We start from the raw sequence: 23,312 nt of genomic DNA, 5'->3' as shown, positions 1-23,312 counted from the left end.
GAAAAGTAAGGTATCGTGGAATTAGGGAGAGGGAGAGCCGATGTTTTTAGATGAAAGAAGCGCAAACCTAATAAAAATATTACAGCATTCACCCATTTTAAAAATGAAAGATATTGAAGAGCAAACTGGTCTGACGAGAAGACAAATTCAATATGCTTTTGGCAAAGTGAATGATTGGCTTCACTATCACGGGTATCCAGCCATTCTCTATCAAAAAGAATTAGGATATTCCCTTCCTGACAAAGTTCAAGAGGAAGAATTGAACGTAAAACTAACCAAACGTAATTATGTATTTTCTGAGACAGATAGAGAGAAATTGTTCTATCTCATGATTTTACTTAGTCCTGAAGCGTTATCTGTCTATCATTTTCAATCAATCACGGGGCTATCACGTAATACCGTATTAAAGGATCTGAAGCAGCTCAAGGAGAAAGCGCAAGAAGTTAACCTTAAGATTCACTACTCCAAGCAAGAGGGTTATGTGATAAAGGGAGAAAGCAGAGTCAAGCGATACATGATTGAACAACTGGTACATGATGTCCTTAATCGCCCGGATAATAATCTGATTATTGAGTGTATTTGGGGAAATCAACAACCAAACATTCAATCCATCCGGTATCAGCTGGAGCAGATTGAACGTGAATTGGGGATCACCTTTACGGATGAGCGGCTGCATGAATTGACCTATTTATTTCTATGTACAGATCAGCTCATTGGAAAAGGGGAAGAATTGCAAGTAAATCAGAGTTGGCTACCTTTTGTGACAACAGATGAATTTAAAGCGGTTGAGCAAATGACGAAAACCGATGCGTTCGAATCGGTTTGGAGCGAAACGGAAAATTTATATGTAACCCTCCATCTGCTAAGCATGAACCGGACAAAGGATATATCTCCGCTCAAGGAGGATGAAGTGATTGAAACGCTTTTGCAGGAGATTGTAAAAGAGTTCGAAAAATTGGCCTTTGTTCATTTACATGATAAAGACCAGCTATGCCAGCAATTGTACGTTCATTTTAAACCGGCCTATCATCGTCTAAGATACGGGCTTTCATCCATGAATCCGATGACGGAAAAGGTCCAAAAGGTCTATCCTGAACTGCATCACCTGACCAATAAATCATTATGGGTACTAGAGAAAGAGATTGGGCGTCCGGTACCTGAAGAGGAAGTGGCATACTTTACGATTTATTTTGGAGGCTGGTTGCGAAGACAAGGGACTACTTTGGATGACCGCAAAAGAGCCATCGTTGTTTGTCCGAATGGGATTGGCATCAGCAATATTCTCATCTACACATTGAAGGAATTATTTCCGGATATATTGTTTTTGGATGTATTATCTGTTCGGAATGCGTCCGAGTATCCATTAGCGTACGATCTCGTTTTTTCAACGGTACATATGAGAACCAAAGTTCCGTTATTTGTGGTCCCGCCCATTTTGGAGAGGCAGGACAAACATAAGCTGCGCCTGCAAGTCATGCAGGAATTGTATGGGTATACGACACAAAATGTTGATGGTTCCGCTCTGTTAAAAGTCATTTCAAAATATGCAACCATCCATGAACCTGATCAACTTGAAAAGGCCCTTGAATCCCTGATGTACATAGATGCACCCAAGGTCAATAAATATTCCTTAAAGGAGGCGGAGAAACCAGTGTTAGATGAACTACTCAACCTACAAACGATTCAAATCCTGCCGCGTGTTACAGAGTGGAGAGAAGCGATTCGAGTTGCAGCCCAGCCTCTTGTTGATTTAGGAACGGTCGAAGAGAGATATGTGGATGCAATGATTGAAGGAATCGAAACGAATGGTCCCTATGTGGTGATCACGCCTGACGTGGCCATCCCTCATGCGCGTCCTGAGCAAGGTGTTCGCTCATTATCTATGAGTCTATTGAAATTGGATGAACCGGTGGAATTTGCACCCGATAAACCCGTTAGGTTGATCATTGTTTTGGCTGCGGTAGATAACGATTCACATTTACGGGCATTAATTCAGCTGACTCAATTACTGAATGAACGAGCTAATATTGAAGCGATTTTAGAGACAACGGATCCATCCATACTTATGGATTACGTACATACATATTCTAAGGAGGAAACAGAATGAAGAAAATCATGGTAGTTTGCGGGAATGGATTGGGCAGTAGTTTCATTATGGAGATGAATGTGAAAAAGGCTTTAACACAAATGGGGAAAACGGCTGAGGTAGACCATACGGATCTCACATCCGCTAAATCGGTCCAAGCGGATATATTCCTAGGGGCAGCAGATATTGTCGGCCAACTGGATGATGGAACCCGTACGATTGTTACATTGGAAAATATGATGAGCATTCCTGAAATTACATCCAAATTGGAATCACTTGTCTAACTAAAGCTCGGTAAAAGGGGAATAGACTATGTTGGATATCATTATGAACGATATTTTAGGCACACCTTCTATACTCGTGGGGTTATTCGCTCTGATTGGCTTACTGTTACAGAGAAAGTCCAGTGCGGATGTCGTGTCAGGTACGCTGAAAACGGTTATGGGGTTCATTATCATTGGAGCAGGAGCAGCCGTCCTTACAGGTGCCCTTAACATATTTAGTCAAATGTTCGACGAGGCGTTTCATGTAGAGGGTGTCATTCCGAACAACGAAGCCATTGTAGCGGCTGCGCAAAGTGATTTTGGGACATCGACGGCCCTGATTATGGTGTTCGGTATGATTGTGAATATTTTATTAGCTCGCTTTACTCCATTAAAATATATCTTTTTAACGGGTCACCATACATTATTCATGGCCTGTCTACTAGCTGTCGCTTTGTCGGTTGGCGGAATGAATGGATTCCCGCTTATCCTTACCGGTTCCATTTTATTAGGGCTATGTATGGTCGTGTTTCCTGCCATTCTGCAGCCTTATGTAAGAAAGATTACCGGAAGTGATGATTTTGCCATCGGCCACTTTGGGACGATCGGGTATTTCGTTTCCGCTACGATTGGGAAATGGTTCGGAAACAAGGAAAAGACAACGGAACAAATTAAGGTCCCTAAATCTTTAGGGTTTTTACGAGATACATCCGTTGCTGTATCGCTGACAATGACGATTTTCTTTTTGATTGTCGCCCTGTTTGCTGGACAAGAGTATATTGAATCAACGCTTTCCTCTGGTTCCAACTTCCTTGTATTTTCGTTTATACAAGCCATTACATTTGCAGCTGGGGTATATATCATTCTAGCTGGGGTGCGGATGTTGATTGCTGAGATCGTGCCCGCCTTCAAAGGGATTGCAGATAAAATTGCGCCCAATACGAAGCCTGCACTAGATTGCCCTACGATTTTTCCTTTTGCTCCAAACGCAGTAATTATCGGTTTTTTATTTAGTTTCATCGCGGGAATCTTATCGATGTTCCTGCTGCCGGTATTAGGCTTGAAGGTTATTGTTCCGGGACTTGTCCCACATTTCTTCACAGGAGCTGCCGCCGGTGTCTTTGGAAATGCGACGGGTGGTCGTCGCGGGGCTATGCTGGGATCTTTTGCAAATGGACTCATCATTAGTTTCTTACCAGCCATTTTACTGGTATTATTAGGTGACATAGGATTTGAAGGCACGACATTCGGTGACTCAGATTTCGGTGTGGTAGGTCTATTAATACTAAGTATTTTGAAACTGTTAGGATTTTCTTAATCTACTAGAAAAATAGATAGATTCGCCAACAGCCTACAATCTCACAGATCATGGGCTGTTGGCATTTTTGTTACGAAATTCGCATGGACGGGGTGGAAACATGGGATACAAAGCAATCGTGCTCGATATGGATGGCACGACATTGAATGAAGTGAATACGGTGAACGATACGCTGAAAAACTACTTAATCGAACTTAGGAATAGTGGAATGAAGGTGTTCATTGCAACGGGAAGAACGGTAAAAGAATTAAGAGATGTGCTGCCAGAGGATTTGACCGTCGATGGGATGGTAACGGCCAATGGTATGTCCGCCTTTATTGGAACGGAGAAGATTTTCGAACATGCACTACCTTCCGAACTTGTGGATGACATGATTAATAAAGCGGCAGCGAGAAAGATATTTTACGAAGTCCATCCAAATGATGGCGTTAGAATGGCCTTACAAAAAGATAAAGACTATACGGTCGAACAAATGACGGGGACAAAGCCGGAGACGGTTGATGAAAACGAATGGTTGTCCAGAAAGGTCGCAGTCGAGAAGAAAATCCACTGGGTCGATCAGCTCGACGAATTAAGTGTCGCCAAGATTTATTTTTTCAGTAAAGAAATGAAGGCCATCAAAGACTGGATCACAGATCTCGAAAAGTTCAAGAAGCAAACAGCCTTTACAACGGCATCCTCCACACATCACAATGTGGAAGTGACCGTGGATGGTGTATCCAAAGCAACAGCGGTTCAAGTCTTGCTTGATCACTTTAGTCTCTCTCCGGACGATATTCTGGCCGTAGGAGACGGAGAAAATGACCTTCCTCTATTCAAACTCTCCGGCCACTGTGTAGCCATGAAAAATGCGCTCGAATCGGTAAAGGAACAGGCGGATGAAGTGACCGAGTATTCCTATCGAGAAGATGGCCTGTATCACTTTTTGAAAAAAACATTTCCGATAGCTCAACCAAAGTGAATAATAAACAGGGCGTACGGATTATCCGTGCGCCCTTTATTATATAGAAGGAACGCGTTCATGCGAAAATGTTTTACATAAATCAATGAAATGCCCCCATCACTCCTAAGACAACTGCCATCCATCATATGGTATGATTGATAAAAAAGGAAAAGGTGGATTATTTTGAATATTAATGTCGGTGATATACTATTTCAACTCATGATGTTTATCGTACTGTTTGGCATGATTTTTGCCGTTTACTTTTTTGTCCGGACCCTCGTTAGAAAATCTCGCAATTCTAATGCCGTAGAACAAAAACTTGATAAAGTCATCGAGCTGCTTGAAAAGGAAAAAAGAGAGTAAGGTGTGAGCCAACCGTGAATACCATGGATTGAATTGTGGCGCTCTTTATAAATAAGTATCTAATAAAGGAGCTGGTTTCCTTGGAACTAAAAGAAGTGACTTATCAAAAGAAGCATGGGGTCATTAGTATCATTTCAATTGTTTTAGGGATGATTTGTTTTTTTATAGTTTTTATCACGCCTACAAGGATAGCGAACATTGGTAGTTTGATTGGTGATTATCTAACATTTTTCCTTACTGGTTTAGGTATGATCATTTCTATTGTAGGTATCGTAAAGAAAACAGAAAAGAATACGCTCCCGATTATTGGGTTAATTCTGTCATCATCTTTTTTTATTTATTGGGTTATTATTATTATCATGCTGTTCACAGGTCAGATTGAATTTGGGCCATGACCCTAAAAGAGATAGTTCCCGAAACTATCTCTTTTTCTTGTATTCCATCATCTCCAACACAGGTTCGGGTCGAACAGGAGCCTCACTTAGAACAACGTTGTGGTAGAATAATCCATAAATGAACGGTTGAGGTGGTTTTAATCATCCATTTAGCGATAAGGAGAATGTACCTTGGAATTTAAACGACTAGCAAAAAATGACTTAATTAAATGTACGGAAACATTTATTGAAGTATTTAATGATGAGCCTTGGAATGATGAATGGACATGTACAAAGGCTGAAAAATATTTACTGAGTTTTTACCAGACACCTGGATTTTTAGGCATTTTAGCGGTAGAAAACGATGAAATTCTCGGCTTTATTTTTGGTGTAAAAAGAGTATGGTGGAGCGGAGATGAGTTTTTCATTAATGAAATGTGTGTAAAAACACAATATCAAAATAAAGGTATTGGAAGAGCGATGTTAAATCATTTAATAAAGGAGCTTCATGGCAGTCATATAAGTAACATTACACTTCTCACAGATAGAGGGATACCTGCCGAAGAATTTTATAAGAAAAATGGTTTTGAAGAAATAGAAAGAATCATATTCTTGCATAAGAACATTTAAACTAGAGGAAGAATGTACGTAAACTAAATATTAGTAATCTGCTATTTCTTGAAGGAGGCATGTATGGAGAATATAAATGGCAATTCAGAAGAGTACGATGATCCGATTTTATATGATAAGGAAAATGATTCATATAGGCAAGACCTTCCTTATCTATTGAAATGGGCTGCAAAAACCGAAGGGCCCATCATTGATTTAGCTTGTGGGACAGGGCGGGCGACCATTCCTTTAGCGAGGAAAGGCTATGAACTTATCGGTGTGGATGTCCATAAAGGAATGCTAGACGAAGCAAAAAGGAAGTCGTCGGACCTGAATGTACATATTGAATGGATCGAACAGGATGCTAGAATGCTTACCTTGAATGTAAGAAGTCATTTGATCTTTTCAGTCGGGAATTCCTTTCAGCATTTTCTTACAAACGAAGATCAGGACGGATTCTTATCATCTGTAAATAAACATTTAGAGCTTGATGGGCTATTCATCTTTGACACGAGGTTTCCAAGCATGGAGGAATTACTCCAACCTGACACGGAAGAATACTGGAGAACCATTGAAGATAAGGATACGCAAAAAAGGATCGATGTTTATACGAAAAGCACCTATGACTCACTCAGTCAGGTCCAACATTACACAACGATCAGAAAGTATGTAGATCAAAGTGGGGAAATAGTAGATGAACAAAGAACGAACATACGGTTACGATACGTCTTCCCTAAAGAAATGGAACGAATACTAGCGGTTAACGGACTGGAGATCGTCCGTATCTTCGAGGATTGGAATGAAACACCTGTGACGAATGATAGTTATGGGATGGTCTATGTTTGTAAGAAAACAAGGGATATAAAGACTTCTTTATGCGTGGGTGTTTCGAACGGAAGTTTAGGATAACGGAGGGGTTTTCCAGTGAAGCATATCTTATTTAATCAAGCAGCATTCGGTGCATTGAGCCATGCATTAAAAAGAGAAAATGTTGAGATCATCACGTTTCCGGATTACTTTGGTGAAGGCCCCATCCATCGTTTATTAACGGAGAAAGGTTTTTCCAAAAGGATGGAATGGCTACAGGAAGCCTATCGATTTGATGGGAAGATGAGCGAACAGTATGTGGCTTTGTTTTATGATGCACTTGCAAGTCTTCGACAGGTTAAAGAAGGCGAGCAAGTGATTGTTTGGACGTGTGAAAATGCGGCGGAACAATTTGGGTTACGCTTAGTAAGCCATCTATTGTCAGGCAAAAAATGTTCGATTTCCGTGTGCAATACATACTTTCCCATGCTTTATTTCCATGAAGATGAACATACACAATATGATATTCGCCATTCTGGTGAGGTTAGCCCTTCGCAGATGAAGCGAATGCTAAAGCTGAATTTACTAGATCCACTTACTGAAGATGAGCTCGTTCTTTTACAGGCAGAGGCGCTTCAATTAATGGAGGGGCATTCAATAGTTCGTACATGGTTTAGGGGAAGGATTATCGAGGATGACGAGTCCAGGGATGATCAAGAGATTATCCGGTATGCAAAAGACATGCAATCCGAATACGGTATCGATAATTTTTACAACGCTGCTCGCTTGATTGGTCATGTTTTAGGATGGAGTGAGCATGACATCAACGATACATGGATTGATTACCGTTTACGTATGTTGATAAAGAAAGGCGTTTTTGTATATAACGGTCATTTAAGTGAGATGTTTTCCTATCAAGTTCGATTGAACACTAGCCAAGATAAATGATATGTCTTTCGTAATAGAAGATGCTGAATAGTTATCATCGCACACCCAACCCTTTATGCACCAATGGGTTGAATGTGCGATGTCCACTTCAAACAGGTAAAGCCAATCATCCTTGAACTTGATTAACAAAAAGCTGTGTGATGTCTTTTGGACGTGTGATGGCCCCTCCAACGACACTTGCATGGGCGCCCAATTCCATGCACCTTTTATACATGTCGGGTGTCATGACATTTCCTTCCGCAATAACGGGGATGTTCACATGCTGGAGAACCTGTTTCAAGAATTCAAAATCATCATGATAGAGTTTCTTTCCATGTGTTTCTTCGGTGTAGCCATGTAATGTAGTGGAAATACAATCGAATCCGAGTTTTTCCGATTGTATGGCATCCTCTAAAGTAGCGATATCCGCCATGAGTTGAATGCTAGGATTCTTTTCTCTTACATAGTTGACCAGATCGCTTAAAAGAAGATTCTCCGGTCTTGTCCGATGGGTGGCATCCATGGCAATCATCTCGCAGCCACTAGCCAGTAACTCATCGATTTCCTTGCAAGTGGCGGTAATGAACACGGAGCTATCGTCATAGTCGCGTTTAACGATGCCGATAACGGGCAGGTCCACTTCTTTTTTTATCGCGATGATATCCACTTCGGAGTTTGCCCGGATTCCTTTTGCACCGCCTTGTTTAGCGGCCAACGCCATTTTCGACATGATGAATGAGCTATGTAGAGGCTCATTTGGTAAGGCTTGACAAGATACGATTAATCCACCTTTAACTTCGTTTAACATTCTATATTTCCCCCTTTGAAAAATGGATGGACCGCCCCGAATAGGGAGGCATCATTATATAATTGAGCAATTTTTATTTCTGTCTTCAAAAAATCAGTAGGAAGATAAGTGGTGAGCTGCTTTTGTATATGGTTCAGTAAAAAGTCGCCTTGGCGGGATATGCCGCCTCCTATCAGGATACACTTCGGATCGACTAACAGGATGATTTGCGCCAATCCCTTAGCCACTTCCTTACTCCATGCCTCAATCAAGGCTATGTATGGCTCTTCACCGAGTCTTGCTTTCTCAAAGACTTCCTTCGTGGAGACACTTTTACCAAACTCTTTTTCAATCATTCTATTTAAAGCGGTTGTGGATGCTCTCATTTCATAATTCGTTTTTGTTTCTGGATCGTATAATAGATAGCCGACGGAGTTTGCCTGATGATGGGTTCCATCCATGATTCCGTCATGATAATAGGCCCCGCCGATCCCCGTACCTAAGGTAATGCAAAACACATCGTTTTCCCCTTGGGCAGCGCCTTGCCAAAGCTCGCCGATCAAAGCGGCATTCACATCATTTTCTACAGAAACGGGGAAAGGGAATGTACGGGATAAATGGGCTTTGAATGCGGTACCTTTATAGTCCCGGATAGTGGGCCCCGCAAAGATGATTTCCCCTTTTTTCCGGTCGACGATCCCGGCAGTGCTGATGCCCACGCCGTTAATGGCCGTCTCATTGGAAACAGCGGAAATGATGGCCTCCACCTGTTTCAGTATAGCCTGGTCGATATTTTCTTTTGTTTTCACTTGTTGATGCCCATGCAGATGTTTCTGATCGTCCAAGAGGGCATATTTAATAAACGTACCGCCGATATCAATCGATAAATAATCAGCCATGGATATCCTCCTACACTTTCGTTTGTTTAATATGTTGAATGAGAAGTGTTTTTGCCTCATCGGCATTCCCCATCAGTAGCGCTTCGACAATATTCCTGTGTTCCTGGATGAGGCCTTTGAATTCTTCTAGGGAGAGATGGATATGTTGCACTTGGAAAAAATAACTGGTGATCATATTCGTCATTTGTATAAATAAATCATTATTCGTGGCTTGCAGAAGCTGCTTATGAAATAGGGTATCCGCTTCTTTGAATTCCTCTTGGGTCGTTGCCTTTTCGCTTTCTTCGACCACTTCCTTCAACATGTCCAAATCATCCATACTCTGATTTTTTACAATTTCATCAATGGCACTTGATTCAAATAGAATTCTCAAACCCAATATATCCCGGATATTCCCGCTGTTTATTTGCCATAAAAAGAAGAAGTTATCCAAAAGGTTTTCTATATTGGATTCATTGAGAAAAGCGCCCTGGCCCTGTCTGATGCGTATGACATCCGTATTTTCAAGGTAGCTCAACGCTTCCCTCACTACGGACCTGCTTACGCCAAACATTTCCGTGAACTTGCGCTCCGTTGGGAGTTGATCGCCCGCTTTTAAGTTTTGCGAAATGATATAGTTTTTAATTTCTTGAATGACCGTTTTCTTAAGTGGCTTTTTTTCTTCCATTTTAATGGGTTCCATTTGCTTCCTCCAAAGTAGTAATAAAACGAAAAATGGGTTGGAAATGTTCCTTTAGGACTTTTTGAGCCACTGGCAAATCTTTAATTTTTATAGCATCGATGATGTCTGCATGCTGTTTGAATGAATCAATCAGTGTGTCCTCTTTCTCGATAAAATCCATTCTAACCAGGGAAAAGTACTCACTGATCACTTCACTGAACTTGAAATAGGCTTCATTTTCCGTTGATTTAATTAAGGCTTGATGAAATAAACGGTCGAATTGTTTCGTGTCTTGTTTTTGGATGATCGTCTGATAATACGATTCATTTATGCTGATGAGATGATCAATATCGACATCCACTTGTTTCTCGATGATCAATCGCAATGCCCCTAATTCGATGACTTCCCGGATTTCCATCAATTCTTTCATTTTTACACCGTGCGTGTCGTAATAATGTTTAAGTATCGTATTGATTGAATCGAGTGTAGGCTCAGCTATATAGACACCGCCACCGGGCTTCACGTTCAAGATCCCTACGGTTTGGAGCGAGATTAACGCTTCGCGTATAACCGTCCTGCTTACTTGCAACTGTTCGACCAGTTCTTTTTCTGTTAAAAACTTATCATTCGGTTTCAGATTATTTTCTAAGATATGGCTCTTCATTCTTTCAATCGCGATTGTGACCAATGAGGTCTTATGAATTGCCATGACGCCACCCCTTTATGTATGTCTACCATATTATAGAAATGAAGGAAAGGGATTACTGAAATTTGTTGACATTTTTATGAAAGGCTTTTATGATAAATTTGTAAATAAAAATTGGTCTGACAATATTATATCTTTGTTATCTGAATTTTTCAAACTAATTAGGGGGTTAAGATATGAAGGGGTTATTTTCAGCACTACTGATACCATTTGATGAAAATGGGAAGATTATCGAACAAGGCTTGCGTGAGATCGTTAGACAAAATATTGATGTTCAGAAAGTGGACGGACTATATGTGAATGGCAGCTCAGGTGAAAACTTCATGCTATCTACCGATCAAAAAAAGCGAATTTTCGAAATTGTCAGTGAAGAGAGTAAAGGGGAGGTCAAGCTAATCGCCCAGGTAGGATCGATCAATCTGGACGAAGCCGTTGAACTGGGTCAATTTGCAACAGAGCTTGGCTATGATAGTCTATCAGCCGTCACGCCGTTTTACTATAAGTTCAATTTTGAAGAGATCAAGCATTACTATGAAACCATCATTGATCATACAGGCAATAATATGATCATTTACGCCATTCCATTCTTAACGGGTGTATCGATGAACATGGATCAATTTGAGGAACTCTTTCAAAATGACAAAGTCATCGGCGTGAAATATACGGATGGAGACTTCTACTTATTGGAGCGACTTCGTAAAAGATTCCCAGATAAACTGATCTATTCTGGATTCGATGAAATGCTTATCTATGGAGCCATTTCAGGAGTGGATGGGGCAATCGGGAGTACATATAATATCAATGGAAAGCGATCTAGACAGATTTTGGAGTTGGCGCAAAGTGGCAAGGTAGCGGAGGCGTATGAGATTCAGCACGTCACCAATGACCTTATTGAAAGAGTGCTAGATTTGGGATTATATCAAACGTTGAAAGAAGTACTGAATGTAAAAGGCATCCAAGCAGGTACGGTCAAAAAACCGATGGCTCCATTTGATTCAAGCAAAAGGGAAGAAGTGGAACAACTCGTAAAAGATTTTAACTTATAAGATAGCTCATAGATAGAATGTGTTGGACACTTAACTATCTGATTTTTCTGTAATCACGATGTACCGCAAGGGCGTGCCACTCTTTTTTTAAAAGAAGAGGGGGGCAGGCGCTTTTGTTACCTTTTAAGGAAGCTCTATAAAATGATTTTATGATGAGGGGTGTATTATATGGAGAAGATTAGTTTTGGCGTGGCTAACTGGGCTGTCATGGTGGTCTATCTACTAGCGATGCTAGCAGTGGGGCTTTATTTTACAAAGAAATCTGGTAAGAATACTGATGCGTTCTTTACCGCAGGCGGTAAGATTCCTGCTTGGGCAGCGGGTTTCAGTATCTATGCTACAACGTTAAGTGCGATTACGTATATGTCGACACCAGAACAGGCATTTTTATCTGATTGGACTTATGCAGCAGGTAATCTATCAATACTGGCCATCATACCTGTGTTGATCTATTTTTATATTCCTTTCTTTAGGAAGCTGAATGTCACGACGGCCTATGAATATTTAGAGGAGCGCTTCGGTGTATCTCTTCGCGTGATAGGAAGTTTACTCTTTACACTTTTCCACATTGGCCGTATAGCGATTGTCGTCTACTTGCCAACGCTTGCCATTACACTCGTTTCCGATATCAATCCCTTTATCATAGCGCTTGCGGTTGGAGGTTTATGTATTGTTTATACGTTCCTCGGGGGGATTGAAGGGGTCATTTGGAGCGATGTGATTCAAGGGATCATCCTTCTAGGCGGTGCCATATTACTTGTCGTCCTGGGAATCTTCTCTATCGATGGCGGGCTCTCGACAGTTATCGATGATGCGGTCAACAACAAGAAAGTGGTAACGGCAGACAGTTTCAAGTTCAGTGCCGTCACGGCAGCCATCCCGATTATCTTCTTAGGCTCCATCTTTAATAATCTACATCAATATACAGCCAGTCAAGACGTCGTACAACGTTATCAAACGACTAGTTCAATCAAAGAGACAAATAAGTCTTTGTGGACCAATGGAATCTTGGCTCTTATCACGATCCCTGTCTTTTTTGGATTTGGTACCGTCCTTTATAGTTACTATACGAATGTTGAAGCCCTTCCAGAAGGATTTAATACTTCAGCCATCGTGCCGTATTTCATCGTTTCAAGTTTACCAGCGGGGGTAGCGGGCTTACTGATCGCCGCCATATTTGCCGCTTGCCAATCTACAATCTCCTCTAGTTTAAATAGTATTTCCGCTTGTGTAACCGTCGATTTTAAACAAAGATTTTTAGGTGCAAATGAAAAAAGTGATGTATTATTGGCGAGAATTGTCATTATCGCGTCCGGTGTACTAGGTATGGCAGCCGCTTTATATCTCATTTCAAGCAATCAAGCTGAAACATGGAACTTGTTCTTGGCTATCACAGGATTATTCGGTGTTCCGATTGCCGGTATCTTTGCTCTTGGGATATTCACGAAACGTGCCAATACACCTGGAGTATTGATCGGTCTATTCTTAAGTGCGATTACCTCCTATTTCGTGCAACAAACAGACCTGACACCCTTCGTCGTTAGTATCGTCTCGTTCATTACTTCCTTTGGATTTGGTTATGTTGTAAGTTTGCTATTCCCGAAATTCAACAAAAACACCACAGGGTTGACCATTTATACGAAAAACGAAGAATATGTGAAGCCTAACCTACACCCAGAACCGCAATCAAAGTCTAAAGCAGTGTAAGAAAGTCTAATATAAGGATAGCCAGTCATGTTGATGATTGGCTATTTACTACATTTCCATTTACCCAAAGCATGACGAAAATAAATAAAGGGTTTTTAACCTTGGATAGTGAACATAAATACATGGATAAGAGAAGGGGATTTTGTGAATAAAATGAAATGCATGATCCTTAAGAATATAACGATTTACAGTGAAAGAAAAAGGATTGAATGTGGGTTTTTAATGGCGAAGGATGGAAAAATCGTTGCCTTTGGTTCTATGGATGATATTAATGACTTAGAGTTTAAGGGTGAGATCATTGATTTTCATGCCCTGCCGGATTATAAGGTGATACCGGGAATGATCGACATTCATATTCATGGCGTAAATGGCGCCGATACCATGGACGCAACGCAGGAAGCGTTAAAGCGTATGGCTGCTGCTCTTCCGATGGAAGGGACGACGAGTTTTTTAGCTACCACCATGACGCAGGAACCCCAAGCCATCGAGAACGCGTTAATGAATGCCGGTCAGTACATCGATGACCATCAGCCACCGGGAATGGCCGAAATCGTTGGCATTCATTTAGAAGGGCCCTTCGTCAATCCAAAGATGGCAGGGGCGCAGCCAGCACAATATATGATCGATCCGGATATACACATCTTTAAAAAGTGGAATGAGTTATCGAATGATCATGTCAAAGTCGTTACGCTTGCACCGGAACAGCCAGGTGGAAGCGAATTAATCCGTTATTTAAAGGAGCATGGAATTGTGGCTTCCATTGGCCATTCAGATGCAACATATGACGAAGTGGATCAAGCGATTTCGGATGGTGCAACGCAAGTCACGCATCTGTTTAATCAAATGAAAGGCCTACATCACCGTGAACCGGGAGTTGCCGGAGCTGCCCTTTTGCGTGATGAATTGAAAGCGGAAATGATTATGGATGGCATTCATGTCCGTCCAGAAATCATCAAGCTTGCCTATAAACAAAAGTCAAAAGAAGGGCTCCTATTAATTACTGATTCCATGCGGGCGAAGTGCCTGAAAAACGGAACCTACGATTTAGGGGGCCAAGACGTGACGGTGAAAGATGGGAAGGCGGTTCTTGCGGACGGGACACTGGCAGGAAGTATCCTGAAAATGGGGCAAGCGGTTAAGAACCTCTTATCCTATACAAATTGTCCGCTTGAAGATGCCATTGAAATGGCTGCCCTGAACCCAGCCAAACAGCTTCAACTGGATGATAGAAAAGGAAGCATCAAAGTAGGGAAAGATGCAGACTTAGTCATTTTGAACGAGGAAAATGAAGTGGTCATGACCATCTGTAGAGGAGAAATGGCATATAGCATAATGGAGGTTGAATAATATGGAAATCATTGAAGCTCAAAACTACGATGAAATGAGCCAGAAAGCAGCACACCTTATTCTGGACAAGGTAAAACGGACACCTTCTCTTGTATTGGGCCTTGCGACTGGAGGAACGCCGGTCGGGACGTATCAACACTTAGTGAAGGATTATCAGGAAAATCAGACCTCCTATCGCCATGTTCATACCGTGAACCTGGACGAATATGTAGGAGTGGAAAAAGATCATCCCACTAGTTACCATACATATATGAAGGACCATCTCTTTAACCATATCGATATCCCAATCCAACAAACTCATTTGCCGGATACCATGGCACCAGACTTACAAGCAGAATGTCAAAGGTATGAAGAGCTCATTGAAAACCTTGGTGGAATAGACCTTCAGCTATTGGGGATTGGGGTGAATGGCCATATTGGATTCAATGAGCCAGGTACACCTTTTGCCTCCACCACGAATGTAGTGGAGCTTACAGCCTCCACAAGAGAAAAAAATGCCTGCTATTTTGATAATCCCTTCGACGTACCCAAACACGCGGTGACGATGGGAATCTCGACGATCATGAAGAGTAAACAAATCGTACTCCTCGTGTCCGGAAAGCAAAAGGCACATATTTTATACAAACTACTATCTGAACCAACCAATGAGCAAGTCCCAGCTTCCATCCTAAAACAGCATAAAAATGTGATGATTATTGCCGATCGTGAAGCGTTGGCGGAACTCAAGCAGAACTGTTAACGGGGTTTCTTTTCCATCTTTTCACACGAATAAGTTTAATGATAAGTATTAGATACAAAAATTGGGAACTCTCGTATTATTGAAAGTTCCCGTTGTGTAAAATTTAGTCCCTTATAATAGATATTAAGGAAGTATCATAAATGGTTATATCGTAATACTCAGGTTCTTTATCAAAAAATAATAATGCAAAACCTTGGATTCCTTGTTCAATTAAGTCTTTCTTCAGGGCTGTACCAACTCTTAATTCGGCATCTTCACAAATTGAATCACCATGTGTTCTTAGTACATCAGAGAATTTCCCTTTTATAGAACGTAATCTATCAAGTACAAAATCATCTATACTTTTATATGGGGATAGAGTGTGCTCTCAATATGAGAATCATAGAGGTCTAAATAGTCATCTTCAAAAATCTTTAGATCGTTCATGTTAATTTCGACCTCGATAATGGCATCGCCAAAAGTTTTAGCCCATTCCTTTCGTGTTGTTAAATATATAGCATGCCCGTTCAGCCTGCCCTTTCGAGGTACTGTGTCTAATCGAAACCCGTTTTTTAAAATGTTCTCTTTATTTTCTTTTGTAGTTCCATGATAAGCTTTCATAGGATAAGTATATATGTTTATATAAGTTTTATACAGGTAAAATTCATTGGAATTAGCGTGTGATTGCGTAGAGAATATTAAGTATATTGGAATAAACTTCAAGATGGATATATTATCTGGGAGCTATCATTCATAAAGATTAGGGCTCCCACTTTCACACCCCGTTTTTTTCTGTTTTTTAGCTTAATTAGCGCGCAGTTCTTAAGAGTTCAACACCCAAGTGATGCGAAAGTGTTAAAGGACAACCTGAATCTTAGAAGTTAGAAAATGTATTGATTATTGCCGATCGTGAAGCGTTGGCGGAACTCAAGCAGAACTGTTAACGGGGTTGCAATGATCTTGGCGAGTCGTATGATAAGGTTAACCAGTTTTTATTGGTTAACCTTTTTTTGTTGAAGATTCTTTTTATCAGCATGGGGTTCAGAATATTAGAAGACAAACAAGAAGTTGAGGGGAGGCGTGGTTTTGAACAAGAAAAGAAGAGCCGTACTGTTTCTTTTGTTGGTGTTTTCTATTGGGCTTGTCCTTTATGGACTATCCGGGCAAGCCACTCAGGAAAACAACAAATTGTATGTGTCTTCCGCTGGGGATGACAAAAACGTCGGAAGTAAGAAAGAACCTTTAAGAACCATACAGAAAGCCGTCGATTTAGCAAAACCGGGTACAACTGTCCATGTTCGAAAAGGAGTCTACAATGAACAAGTCGTCATACGGAAATCAGGCAAAGAAAATGCCCCTATCACCATTAAGGCCTATCCAAAAGAAAAGGCGATCATCGATGGGAGGGGCCTAGAGGTTTCATGGGATGACCAGGGTTTAGTATCGATACATAATCAAAGCTACATTACCATCGATGGATTGGACATCCAAAATTACAAAACCGAACAAGAGGATTTAGTGCCAATCGGAATATCTGTTAGCGGAAGCGGAAACGGTATCCGTATTTTGCGTACTCATATTCATCATATTGAAACACTTCATGAAAACGGGAATGCCCATGGGATTGCTGTTTATGGCACCGAAGCACCGCAAGCGATTGAAGATATCATCCTTTCAGGCAATACACTAGAAGAGATGAAACTGGGTGCCAGTGAAACGTTGGTGCTGAATGGTAATATATCAAACTTCCAGGTTACAAATAACATCGTCAGGAGAAATGACAATATCGGAATCGATGTTATTGGGTTTGAAGGTGTGTCTCCTGTTGAAAAATTCGATCAGGCAAGGAACGGTATCATCCGTAACAACACAGTCTATGAAATATCCAGTTACGGAAATCCAGCCTACGGAAACCAATATGCGGCTGGCGGAATCTATGTCGACGGTGGTAAAGATATCGTTATCGAGAAGAATAGGGTTTATAAAAACGATATAGGAATTGAAGCGGCTAGCGAGCATGAGGGCAAAGTTACACGTTCCATCACCATCCAAAACAATTCGATTTATGAGAATAGAAGTGCAGGTATCGCAATAGGTGGATATGACAGGAAAAGAGGAAGCACCATAAACAGTACAATTACCGACAACGTCCTGTATAAAAATGATACAGAATTTCAAGAGGGCGGACAGATTTTGCTTCAATATCATACGAAGAATAATAGAATCGAAAACAACATCATGGTCGCGGGTGATTCCAAACTCCTTATCAGCAACCCTTTCAAGCAAAACAAAGGGAACATACTAGATAACAATGTCTACTACCTGCATGGGGGAGAGAAAGAAACGCGTTGGATATGGAAAACGGAAGATATCATGGGGTTCTCTGCCTTTAAAAAGATAAGTCTTCAAGACACGAATAGTATGTTTCAGAAGCCGAAGTTCATGAATGAAAGTAAACGTGATTTCCGGCTCAAGTCCAAATAAATTCGGTTAACGGTATAATAGCATCATTTTGGCTTTTCCATATTTTTGTTATATTTAAAGTGATAGATTGGCAGGAAATATAGTCAGAGGGAGGAAGGGAATATGAATAATAGAAGGAATTTGCTTTTTTTCTTAGCGTGCATGAGTGCAGTGGTTCTATTCATTACAAGTGTTCAACAGCCAAGTGAAGCGAACGCTGCCAAGGACAACCTGAATCTTAAGAAGCTGGAAGTCGATGAATTCTTTACGAACCATGACGGAACATTCATATTACGTGATCTGAAAAAAGAAAAGACATTCGTCTATAACCAGGAACGTGCGAATCAACGATTTGCACCGCAATCGACTTTTAAAGTGCCAAATTCTTTGATTGGGTTGCAAGTCGGAGCTGTAGAAGATGAATATGACATTAAGTATTGGGATGGTGTTGAGCGGGAGATTGAGGCCTGGAACCAAGATCATACGCTTGGGTCTGCAATGAGAAACTCTGTCGTTTGGTATTATCAAGCGATGGCTCGTGACATTGGAGAGAAGCAAATGGAGGAATGGGTTCGTACCATATCTTATGGCAACCAAGATATTAGTGGAGGCATCGACCAGTTCTGGTTAAGCAGTTCACTAGAAATTTCACCAATAGAACAAGTAGACTTTATGGAGAAACTATATAAAGAGAACCTTCCCTTTGATAAGGATGTCATGAAAACCGTGAAACGCATGATGATCCAGAAGGAAGGGGATGACTTTACCCTTTACGGGAAAACAGGGCAAGGGTCAGGTATAGGCTGGTATGTCGGTTTTATCAAAACAGACAATCATGCGTATAGTTTTGCTACGAATATTGCCGGAACAAGCACAGATGCTAAAGCCATCACAATGGACATTTTAAAGAAGTACAACGTAATGACAATGGAATGAAACCAAGAATTAGAGGATAGGATGTTGATAGAGGCATTTATCCTCTTTTTTTAGGATGGGATATGTATAAGCAGAAGGAAGGGTGAGAGGATGGATTTCAATACAGTGATGCAGGAGCTGGAAGCGTTGGGTAAGGACCGCACTAAAAAAATGTACATATCCAATGGGGCGCAGGAGCCTCTTTTTGGCGTAGCTACAGGAGCCATGAAACCAATCGCAAAGAAAATAAAAATAAATCAACCATTAGCCGAAGAGCTTTATGCCACGGGGAACTACGATGCGATGTACTTTGCAGGCATTATTGCAGACCCCAAAGCGATGAGTGAGTCGGATTTTAATCGGTGGATGGATGGAGCGTATTTCTATATGCTGTCCGATTTTGTGGTAGTGGTCACATTATCAGAATCAGATATAGCACAAGACCTTGCTGATACATGGATTGCAAGCGGTGACGAGCTGAGAATGTCAGCGGCCTGGAGTTGCTACTGCTGGCTTATAGGGAATCGCCCCGACCATGAATTTTCCCGAACGAAGCTTTCCCATATGCTTGATCAAGTGAAAAATTCCATTAAAGAATCACCGGAACGAACGAAATCCGCTATGAACAATTTTCTATACACCGTGGGAATTTCCTATTTGCCATTACATGAAAAGGCTAGCAAGACGGCCAATGAGGTAGGAATCGTGGAAGTCAAACGGGACAATAAAAAAAGCAATTTCCTAAACGCATACGAAAGTATTCAAAAAGAAATCGCTAGAGGCAGGCTTGGATTCAAACGAAAACATGTCCGATGTTAAAATCAGCTTTGCATTAGGGAGCTGATTCAAGAAGGATTGACATTCTTTTTTAATGGATCTGTTAAAGATTACTGTTGATTTTTGAACAAATAAAAAGGCCACCTAATAAGTGTCCAGCCTAAAATTTTATGGACATTTGTGGTGAAATAGTTACATAGAATGGGAGAGAATATTATTGACTATACATACTGATTCTATTGTAACTTTTATGATCATGTGGGGAATACCCGCATTCATGGTTGTTAGAGGTATTTAAAAATGAATACTGACGATAGGAAATCAGTCATTCATGATTTCAGGACCCCATGTTTTTTATTGACAATTGGCCTTTTTATAATCGGGGCTTTCGTAACACATTTATCAACTGTATTCCCCATACATACCATGAAAGGAATGGGTATAGCTTTATTGAGTATTGGCGGAATCATTTCAATAGTGAATTTGTGGAAGGAAAGCAAAATGAAAAGTATAGGATTATTTATAGTATTATCGTTTTTGATTTTCTTGATCATTCAACTACTAAAACTGTTCAAGCAGATATAGATATAACGGAGCTGTTTGATGAATTTTTGAATCATCGTGGATTGGAGAGTGTAATGCAAATTAAATTATTTCGTTATTTATTATTGAGCTTACTTTCACTCTTATTCTTAACAGGTTGTCCAGGCCCATCTGACTATGATATGGACCTACCTGGAGGATATTCTGTTATAAGAACATCAGCCGACGAAGTCAAGATTGCACCAAAAGTTAGTGAAGGTAGTTGGGGAACCGGCGTCATTCCTGCGAAAGTTACCGAAGTTGCTTGGGATGATAAATATATTATCGCAAAGCAGCTTGGTTTGAAAAATGACGACAACGGCCATCAAATTCCTGATGAAAAGAACGTGAGCTTTTGGATACTGGAAATGATTACAGACGAAGTGACTGGACCTTTAGATGGTAAAAGTTTCACAGAGAAAAAAGCTGAATTTGGAATATCCAATGATATTGTGCTACAAGAAATAGATGACATTAGGGGAGATGGATAGGCGTTCCCTCTTAAAGAAGCTTTTCCGTGTTCCTTCATTTATTTTGACAATTTTTACAGTGAATATGATCTGAAAAACGAATGACTGAAACCAGGTAGGGAAGAATATCAGCGAGTCTGATTACTTTTTTTAAATGGAGGTATGAACATGAACAATCGTTTTGATGATAAAGTCGTGTTGATTACAGGAGCCGGGTCCGGACTGGGACAGGCTTCTGCCCTGCAAGTGGCCAAAGAAGGGGCGAAACTTTCCTTGGTGGATGTGAAAAGTGATTCTTTGGAAACCACGGAAAAATTGATTCGCGAAGCGGTGCCCAAGGCGGAAGTGCACTTGATTACGGCGGACGTTTCAAAGGAAGGTGATGTGAAGAAGTATGTGGATGAAACGGTGGATCGATTCGGCCGCATCGACAGTTTCTTCAATAACGCCGGGATCGAAGGAAAACAGAACCTGACGGAGGATTATGGAATCGATGAGTTCCGCAGAGTGGTGGGTGTGAACCTGAACGGGGTTTTCTTCGGGATGAAGTATGTACTGGAAATTATGAAAAAGCAGAAATTCGGCACAATTGTCAATACGGCATCTGTCGGTGGAATCCGCGGCGTGGGGAACCAATCAGGCTATGCGGCAAGTAAGCATGGTGTCGTCGGACTGACGCGAAACTCCGGAATCGAGTATGGCCAATACGGCATCAGCATCAAGGCGATTGCCCCGGGTGCGATCATGACGCCGATGGTCGAAGCTTCCTTGAAACAGATGGGTGGCGAGAATTGGGAGGCAGCCGGTAAGGAATTCGTCAGCGTCAACCCGATGAAACGCTTTGGAAAACCGGAAGAGGTCGGGTACTTGGTCGCTTTCCTGCTTTCCGAACAAGCAACCTTCATCAATGCCGCCGTCATCCCAATCGACGGTGGACAGTCGTATAAATATTAAGTAGTAAAAAAAAATGATCTTTTCGCTCAAAGCGAAAGGGTCTTTTTTATAGAATTGCTTTCCTTCTATTAATAAGGTATGAATTATTAAAGGGCGATTTCAAATGGGGGACGGGCATGGATACGACAATCCTGTATTATAAAAGATATGAAGGAAAAGCAAAGCCTATTGATTATGTTAATTGGGCTTATCAAAAATTAACGGATGATTCTTCGGTGAACTCATTAAAAATCCTAGCATCCTTTAGAGAACCTCTTAACCAATTCGAGGTAGAAGATTATTTTCAAAGGGTTATAAAAGAATGGGAAATGCCAGTGCCTACGCATGAAGAGTGTGCCAAAGCCTACTTATATCACTTATTAAGACAAATCTTAGGGGAAGATAAACATGTCGCCCATATAGCTTACGAAGTGTATGAAGTGGTTCGCGAACACTTTAATGAGCTGAATGTATGGTATGACATAAGTGAAATGATAGACGAATTTCAGTGTGGGGAAAATAGACTAAGAGAGAACCTAACGTGGGAGCAGTTTCTTTCCATGATCAAGCTTGAAGCAGAGAAACAATTAGAAAATGAATTCTTCCTCCAGTAAAGGGCTATAGACTTACCGAAAGACCATTTTTTGTAGGGAGGATTTCCTTTGTTGGAGGAAACGTAGAAAACTTTTCAATTCTTCCGTCCAAGTGGCATATACATATAAGCGATCTTGTAATGAGAAGGAGGATTGCTTTGGACGGAGTAACGTTATATGATATCTTCTTCATCGTGGCGACAGAAATCATCTTGCTTGCGACAGTGGTGCTTACCTTACTTTGGGTCATCCGGGCACGGAAGGAAAAGGTTCATTTTCTACTTGCATTTATCATTATTGCTTTTCAGCTTGTATGGAATGTCGCATCCAACTATTTCATGATGACCGCGATTTTGATTCCAGGTGTATCGGTGGTTCTGATGCTGACCTGGAGGCTTTTCATCCGGGATGAATACACGAAAAGCCGATTGTTCAGTGCTGCGCTTCTGCTACAGGGTATCTGGTTTGTTTTGTATATCGTCGTGCTAATCGAAAACTGGTTAGGTTTTTAGTCATCGGAAGGCCCTTACATGGTAAGGGTCTTTTTATTTAGACTGAATGTCGGATTACTGGCGTTGAATGTTGAATTATTGGCGTGAATGTTGAATTATCAGCTTGTATGGTCGAATTAATCCTATCCGTGGTTGAATTATACCGATTTCAGCTCTGTTTAAGAATCGATTTTACGTGAATTGTGCGCTATACTGAATGAAACTCGTCTTAAAGGAGATTGACCAGCCCGTGTTTAATAGATTAACGAAGAAAACAAAGGTAGCTCTAGTAGCTTCCATCTTATATGTGATTGTACCGACGGATCTCATTCCGGATTTTATAGTAGGTTTCGGACAGGTTGATGACGCAGCTGTACTGCTCTACCTAGGCAAGTGTTTATACACAGATTTGTTTACCAAGAAATCTCGTCCTGACGTCATAAAAGGGTAGTAGATTAATAGGTAAACAGTTACTTAATCGATAAAAAAAAGCCATGCTCCTAGCCGGTTAGGCTGAAAGGCATGGC

Annotated in this window: 26 protein-coding genes; 21 read left to right on the top strand and 5 right to left on the bottom strand. The window is 41.0% G+C overall.

From position 1 onward, the window contains the following. The first annotated feature begins 40 nt into the window (after positions 1–40). From ACIQXH_RS05220 to ACIQXH_RS05180, 9 genes are all read left to right on the top strand, one after another. Entirely contained in the window at positions 41–2,107 is a 2,067-nt protein-coding gene (locus ACIQXH_RS05220; RefSeq protein WP_402957609.1) for a BglG family transcription antiterminator, read from the top strand. Next, positions 2,104–2,370 (top strand): PTS sugar transporter subunit IIB, encoded by a 267-nt coding sequence (locus ACIQXH_RS05215; RefSeq protein ID WP_402957611.1) that lies wholly within the window; start codon positions 2,104–2,106, stop codon positions 2,368–2,370. Before ACIQXH_RS05220 ends, ACIQXH_RS05215 begins: the two co-directional genes overlap by 4 nt. Before the next feature lie 28 nt (positions 2,371–2,398). Further along, complete coding sequence (locus ACIQXH_RS05210; RefSeq protein WP_403122425.1) at positions 2,399–3,667, top strand: PTS ascorbate transporter subunit IIC; 1,269 nt, start codon at positions 2,399–2,401, stop codon at positions 3,665–3,667. A 100-nt stretch (positions 3,668–3,767) separates the two neighbouring features. Then, positions 3,768–4,628, top strand: coding sequence for an HAD family hydrolase (locus tag ACIQXH_RS05205; protein WP_402957615.1), 861 nt, complete (start codon positions 3,768–3,770; stop codon positions 4,626–4,628). A 165-nt stretch (positions 4,629–4,793) separates the two neighbouring features. Next, the gene (locus tag ACIQXH_RS05200; protein WP_402873540.1) at positions 4,794–4,973 is read left to right on the top strand and encodes a DUF4083 domain-containing protein; all 180 of its coding nucleotides are present in this window, start codon (positions 4,794–4,796) and stop codon (positions 4,971–4,973) included. A gap of 149 nt (positions 4,974–5,122) precedes the next feature. Next, positions 5,123–5,368 carry a hypothetical protein gene (locus ACIQXH_RS05195; protein ID WP_402873921.1) on the top strand — a complete coding sequence of 82 codons (246 nt, stop codon included), beginning with the start codon at positions 5,123–5,125 and terminating at the stop codon, positions 5,366–5,368. 171 nt (positions 5,369–5,539) lie between these two features. Beyond that, positions 5,540–5,977, top strand: a complete 438-nt coding sequence (locus tag ACIQXH_RS05190; RefSeq protein WP_403080247.1) for a GNAT family N-acetyltransferase — start codon at positions 5,540–5,542, stop codon at positions 5,975–5,977. A gap of 63 nt (positions 5,978–6,040) precedes the next feature. Continuing rightward, entirely contained in the window at positions 6,041–6,865 is an 825-nt protein-coding gene (locus ACIQXH_RS05185; RefSeq protein WP_403080249.1) for a class I SAM-dependent methyltransferase, read from the top strand. A gap of 15 nt (positions 6,866–6,880) precedes the next feature. Beyond that, a complete protein-coding gene (locus tag ACIQXH_RS05180) occupies positions 6,881–7,711 on the top strand; it encodes a DUF1835 domain-containing protein (protein ID WP_403080251.1) in 831 nt (276 codons plus the stop codon). A gap of 106 nt (positions 7,712–7,817) precedes the next feature. Here the strand turns inward: ACIQXH_RS05180 and ACIQXH_RS05175 are convergent, their stop codons facing one another. From ACIQXH_RS05175 to ACIQXH_RS05160, 4 genes are read right to left on the bottom strand one after another with little or no spacing between them, the layout of a single operon-like run. Continuing rightward, positions 7,818–8,498 carry an N-acetylmannosamine-6-phosphate 2-epimerase gene (locus ACIQXH_RS05175; RefSeq protein ID WP_403080253.1) on the bottom strand — a complete coding sequence of 227 codons (681 nt, stop codon included), beginning with the start codon at positions 8,496–8,498 and terminating at the stop codon, positions 7,818–7,820. After that, positions 8,492–9,376 carry an ROK family protein gene (locus ACIQXH_RS05170; RefSeq protein WP_403080256.1) on the bottom strand — a complete coding sequence of 295 codons (885 nt, stop codon included), beginning with the start codon at positions 9,374–9,376 and terminating at the stop codon, positions 8,492–8,494. The genes ACIQXH_RS05175 and ACIQXH_RS05170 overlap by 7 nt, the downstream gene beginning before the upstream one ends. A gap of 10 nt (positions 9,377–9,386) precedes the next feature. Further along, positions 9,387–10,058, bottom strand: a complete 672-nt coding sequence (locus ACIQXH_RS05165) for a FadR/GntR family transcriptional regulator (RefSeq protein ID WP_402873557.1) — start codon at positions 10,056–10,058, stop codon at positions 9,387–9,389. Continuing rightward, positions 10,045–10,746, bottom strand: a complete 702-nt coding sequence (locus ACIQXH_RS05160; protein ID WP_403122422.1) for a FadR/GntR family transcriptional regulator — start codon at positions 10,744–10,746, stop codon at positions 10,045–10,047. The genes ACIQXH_RS05165 and ACIQXH_RS05160 overlap by 14 nt, the downstream gene beginning before the upstream one ends. Positions 10,747–10,919: 173 nt before the next feature. Here ACIQXH_RS05160 and ACIQXH_RS05155 point away from each other — a divergent pair, with 173 nt between their 5' ends. The 4 genes from ACIQXH_RS05155 to nagB all read left to right on the top strand — a co-directional run bounded on the left by ACIQXH_RS05155 (position 10,920) and on the right by nagB (position 15,582). Next, positions 10,920–11,789 carry an N-acetylneuraminate lyase gene (locus ACIQXH_RS05155; RefSeq protein ID WP_403122420.1) on the top strand — a complete coding sequence of 290 codons (870 nt, stop codon included), beginning with the start codon at positions 10,920–10,922 and terminating at the stop codon, positions 11,787–11,789. A gap of 168 nt (positions 11,790–11,957) precedes the next feature. Further along, the gene (locus ACIQXH_RS05150) at positions 11,958–13,496 is read left to right on the top strand and encodes a sodium:solute symporter family protein (protein ID WP_402873566.1); all 1,539 of its coding nucleotides are present in this window, start codon (positions 11,958–11,960) and stop codon (positions 13,494–13,496) included. A 153-nt stretch (positions 13,497–13,649) separates the two neighbouring features. Further along, positions 13,650–14,843 carry an N-acetylglucosamine-6-phosphate deacetylase gene (gene nagA, locus ACIQXH_RS05145; RefSeq protein ID WP_403122630.1) on the top strand — a complete coding sequence of 398 codons (1,194 nt, stop codon included), beginning with the start codon at positions 13,650–13,652 and terminating at the stop codon, positions 14,841–14,843. Position 14,844: 1 nt separating this feature from the next. Next, positions 14,845–15,582 (top strand): glucosamine-6-phosphate deaminase, encoded by a 738-nt coding sequence (gene nagB, locus ACIQXH_RS05140; RefSeq protein ID WP_402873569.1) that lies wholly within the window; start codon positions 14,845–14,847, stop codon positions 15,580–15,582. A gap of 336 nt (positions 15,583–15,918) precedes the next feature. Here the strand turns inward: nagB and ACIQXH_RS20435 are convergent, their stop codons facing one another. Next, on the bottom strand, positions 15,919–16,284 hold the full coding sequence (locus tag ACIQXH_RS20435) for a hypothetical protein (protein ID WP_483878330.1): 366 nt from the start codon (positions 16,282–16,284) through the stop codon (positions 15,919–15,921). Positions 16,285–16,647: 363 nt separating this feature from the next. Between ACIQXH_RS20435 and ACIQXH_RS05135 the strand changes: the two genes are divergently transcribed. The 8 genes from ACIQXH_RS05135 to ACIQXH_RS05100 all read left to right on the top strand — a co-directional run bounded on the left by ACIQXH_RS05135 (position 16,648) and on the right by ACIQXH_RS05100 (position 23,236). Further along, positions 16,648–18,045, top strand: coding sequence for a right-handed parallel beta-helix repeat-containing protein (locus ACIQXH_RS05135; RefSeq protein WP_403122415.1), 1,398 nt, complete (start codon positions 16,648–16,650; stop codon positions 18,043–18,045). 141 nt (positions 18,046–18,186) lie between these two features. Next, a complete protein-coding gene (gene blaOXA / locus ACIQXH_RS05130) occupies positions 18,187–18,960 on the top strand; it encodes a class D beta-lactamase (protein WP_403122627.1) in 774 nt (257 codons plus the stop codon). A 90-nt stretch (positions 18,961–19,050) separates the two neighbouring features. Further along, positions 19,051–19,758 carry a DNA alkylation repair protein gene (locus ACIQXH_RS05125; protein WP_403122413.1) on the top strand — a complete coding sequence of 236 codons (708 nt, stop codon included), beginning with the start codon at positions 19,051–19,053 and terminating at the stop codon, positions 19,756–19,758. 443 nt (positions 19,759–20,201) lie between these two features. Next, positions 20,202–20,789 carry a DUF3997 domain-containing protein gene (locus ACIQXH_RS05120; protein WP_403122410.1) on the top strand — a complete coding sequence of 196 codons (588 nt, stop codon included), beginning with the start codon at positions 20,202–20,204 and terminating at the stop codon, positions 20,787–20,789. 147 nt (positions 20,790–20,936) lie between these two features. Next, a complete protein-coding gene (locus tag ACIQXH_RS05115; protein WP_402957641.1) occupies positions 20,937–21,722 on the top strand; it encodes an SDR family oxidoreductase in 786 nt (261 codons plus the stop codon). Between the two features lie 116 nt (positions 21,723–21,838). Continuing rightward, entirely contained in the window at positions 21,839–22,315 is a 477-nt protein-coding gene (locus tag ACIQXH_RS05110) for a hypothetical protein (protein ID WP_402986886.1), read from the top strand. A 137-nt stretch (positions 22,316–22,452) separates the two neighbouring features. Continuing rightward, positions 22,453–22,806, top strand: a complete 354-nt coding sequence (locus ACIQXH_RS05105; RefSeq protein WP_403122407.1) for a hypothetical protein — start codon at positions 22,453–22,455, stop codon at positions 22,804–22,806. A gap of 229 nt (positions 22,807–23,035) precedes the next feature. Next, positions 23,036–23,236: a YkvA family protein gene (locus ACIQXH_RS05100; RefSeq protein ID WP_402957647.1), complete on the top strand. Its 201-nt coding sequence runs from the start codon at positions 23,036–23,038 to the stop codon at positions 23,234–23,236. Positions 23,237–23,312 lie beyond the last annotated feature (76 nt).

The organism is Peribacillus sp. NPDC097225 (assembly GCF_044761955.1).
Lineage (GTDB): Bacteria > Bacillota > Bacilli > Bacillales > DSM-1321 > Peribacillus.
This window is presented reverse-complemented; position numbering and strand designations above follow the sequence as displayed.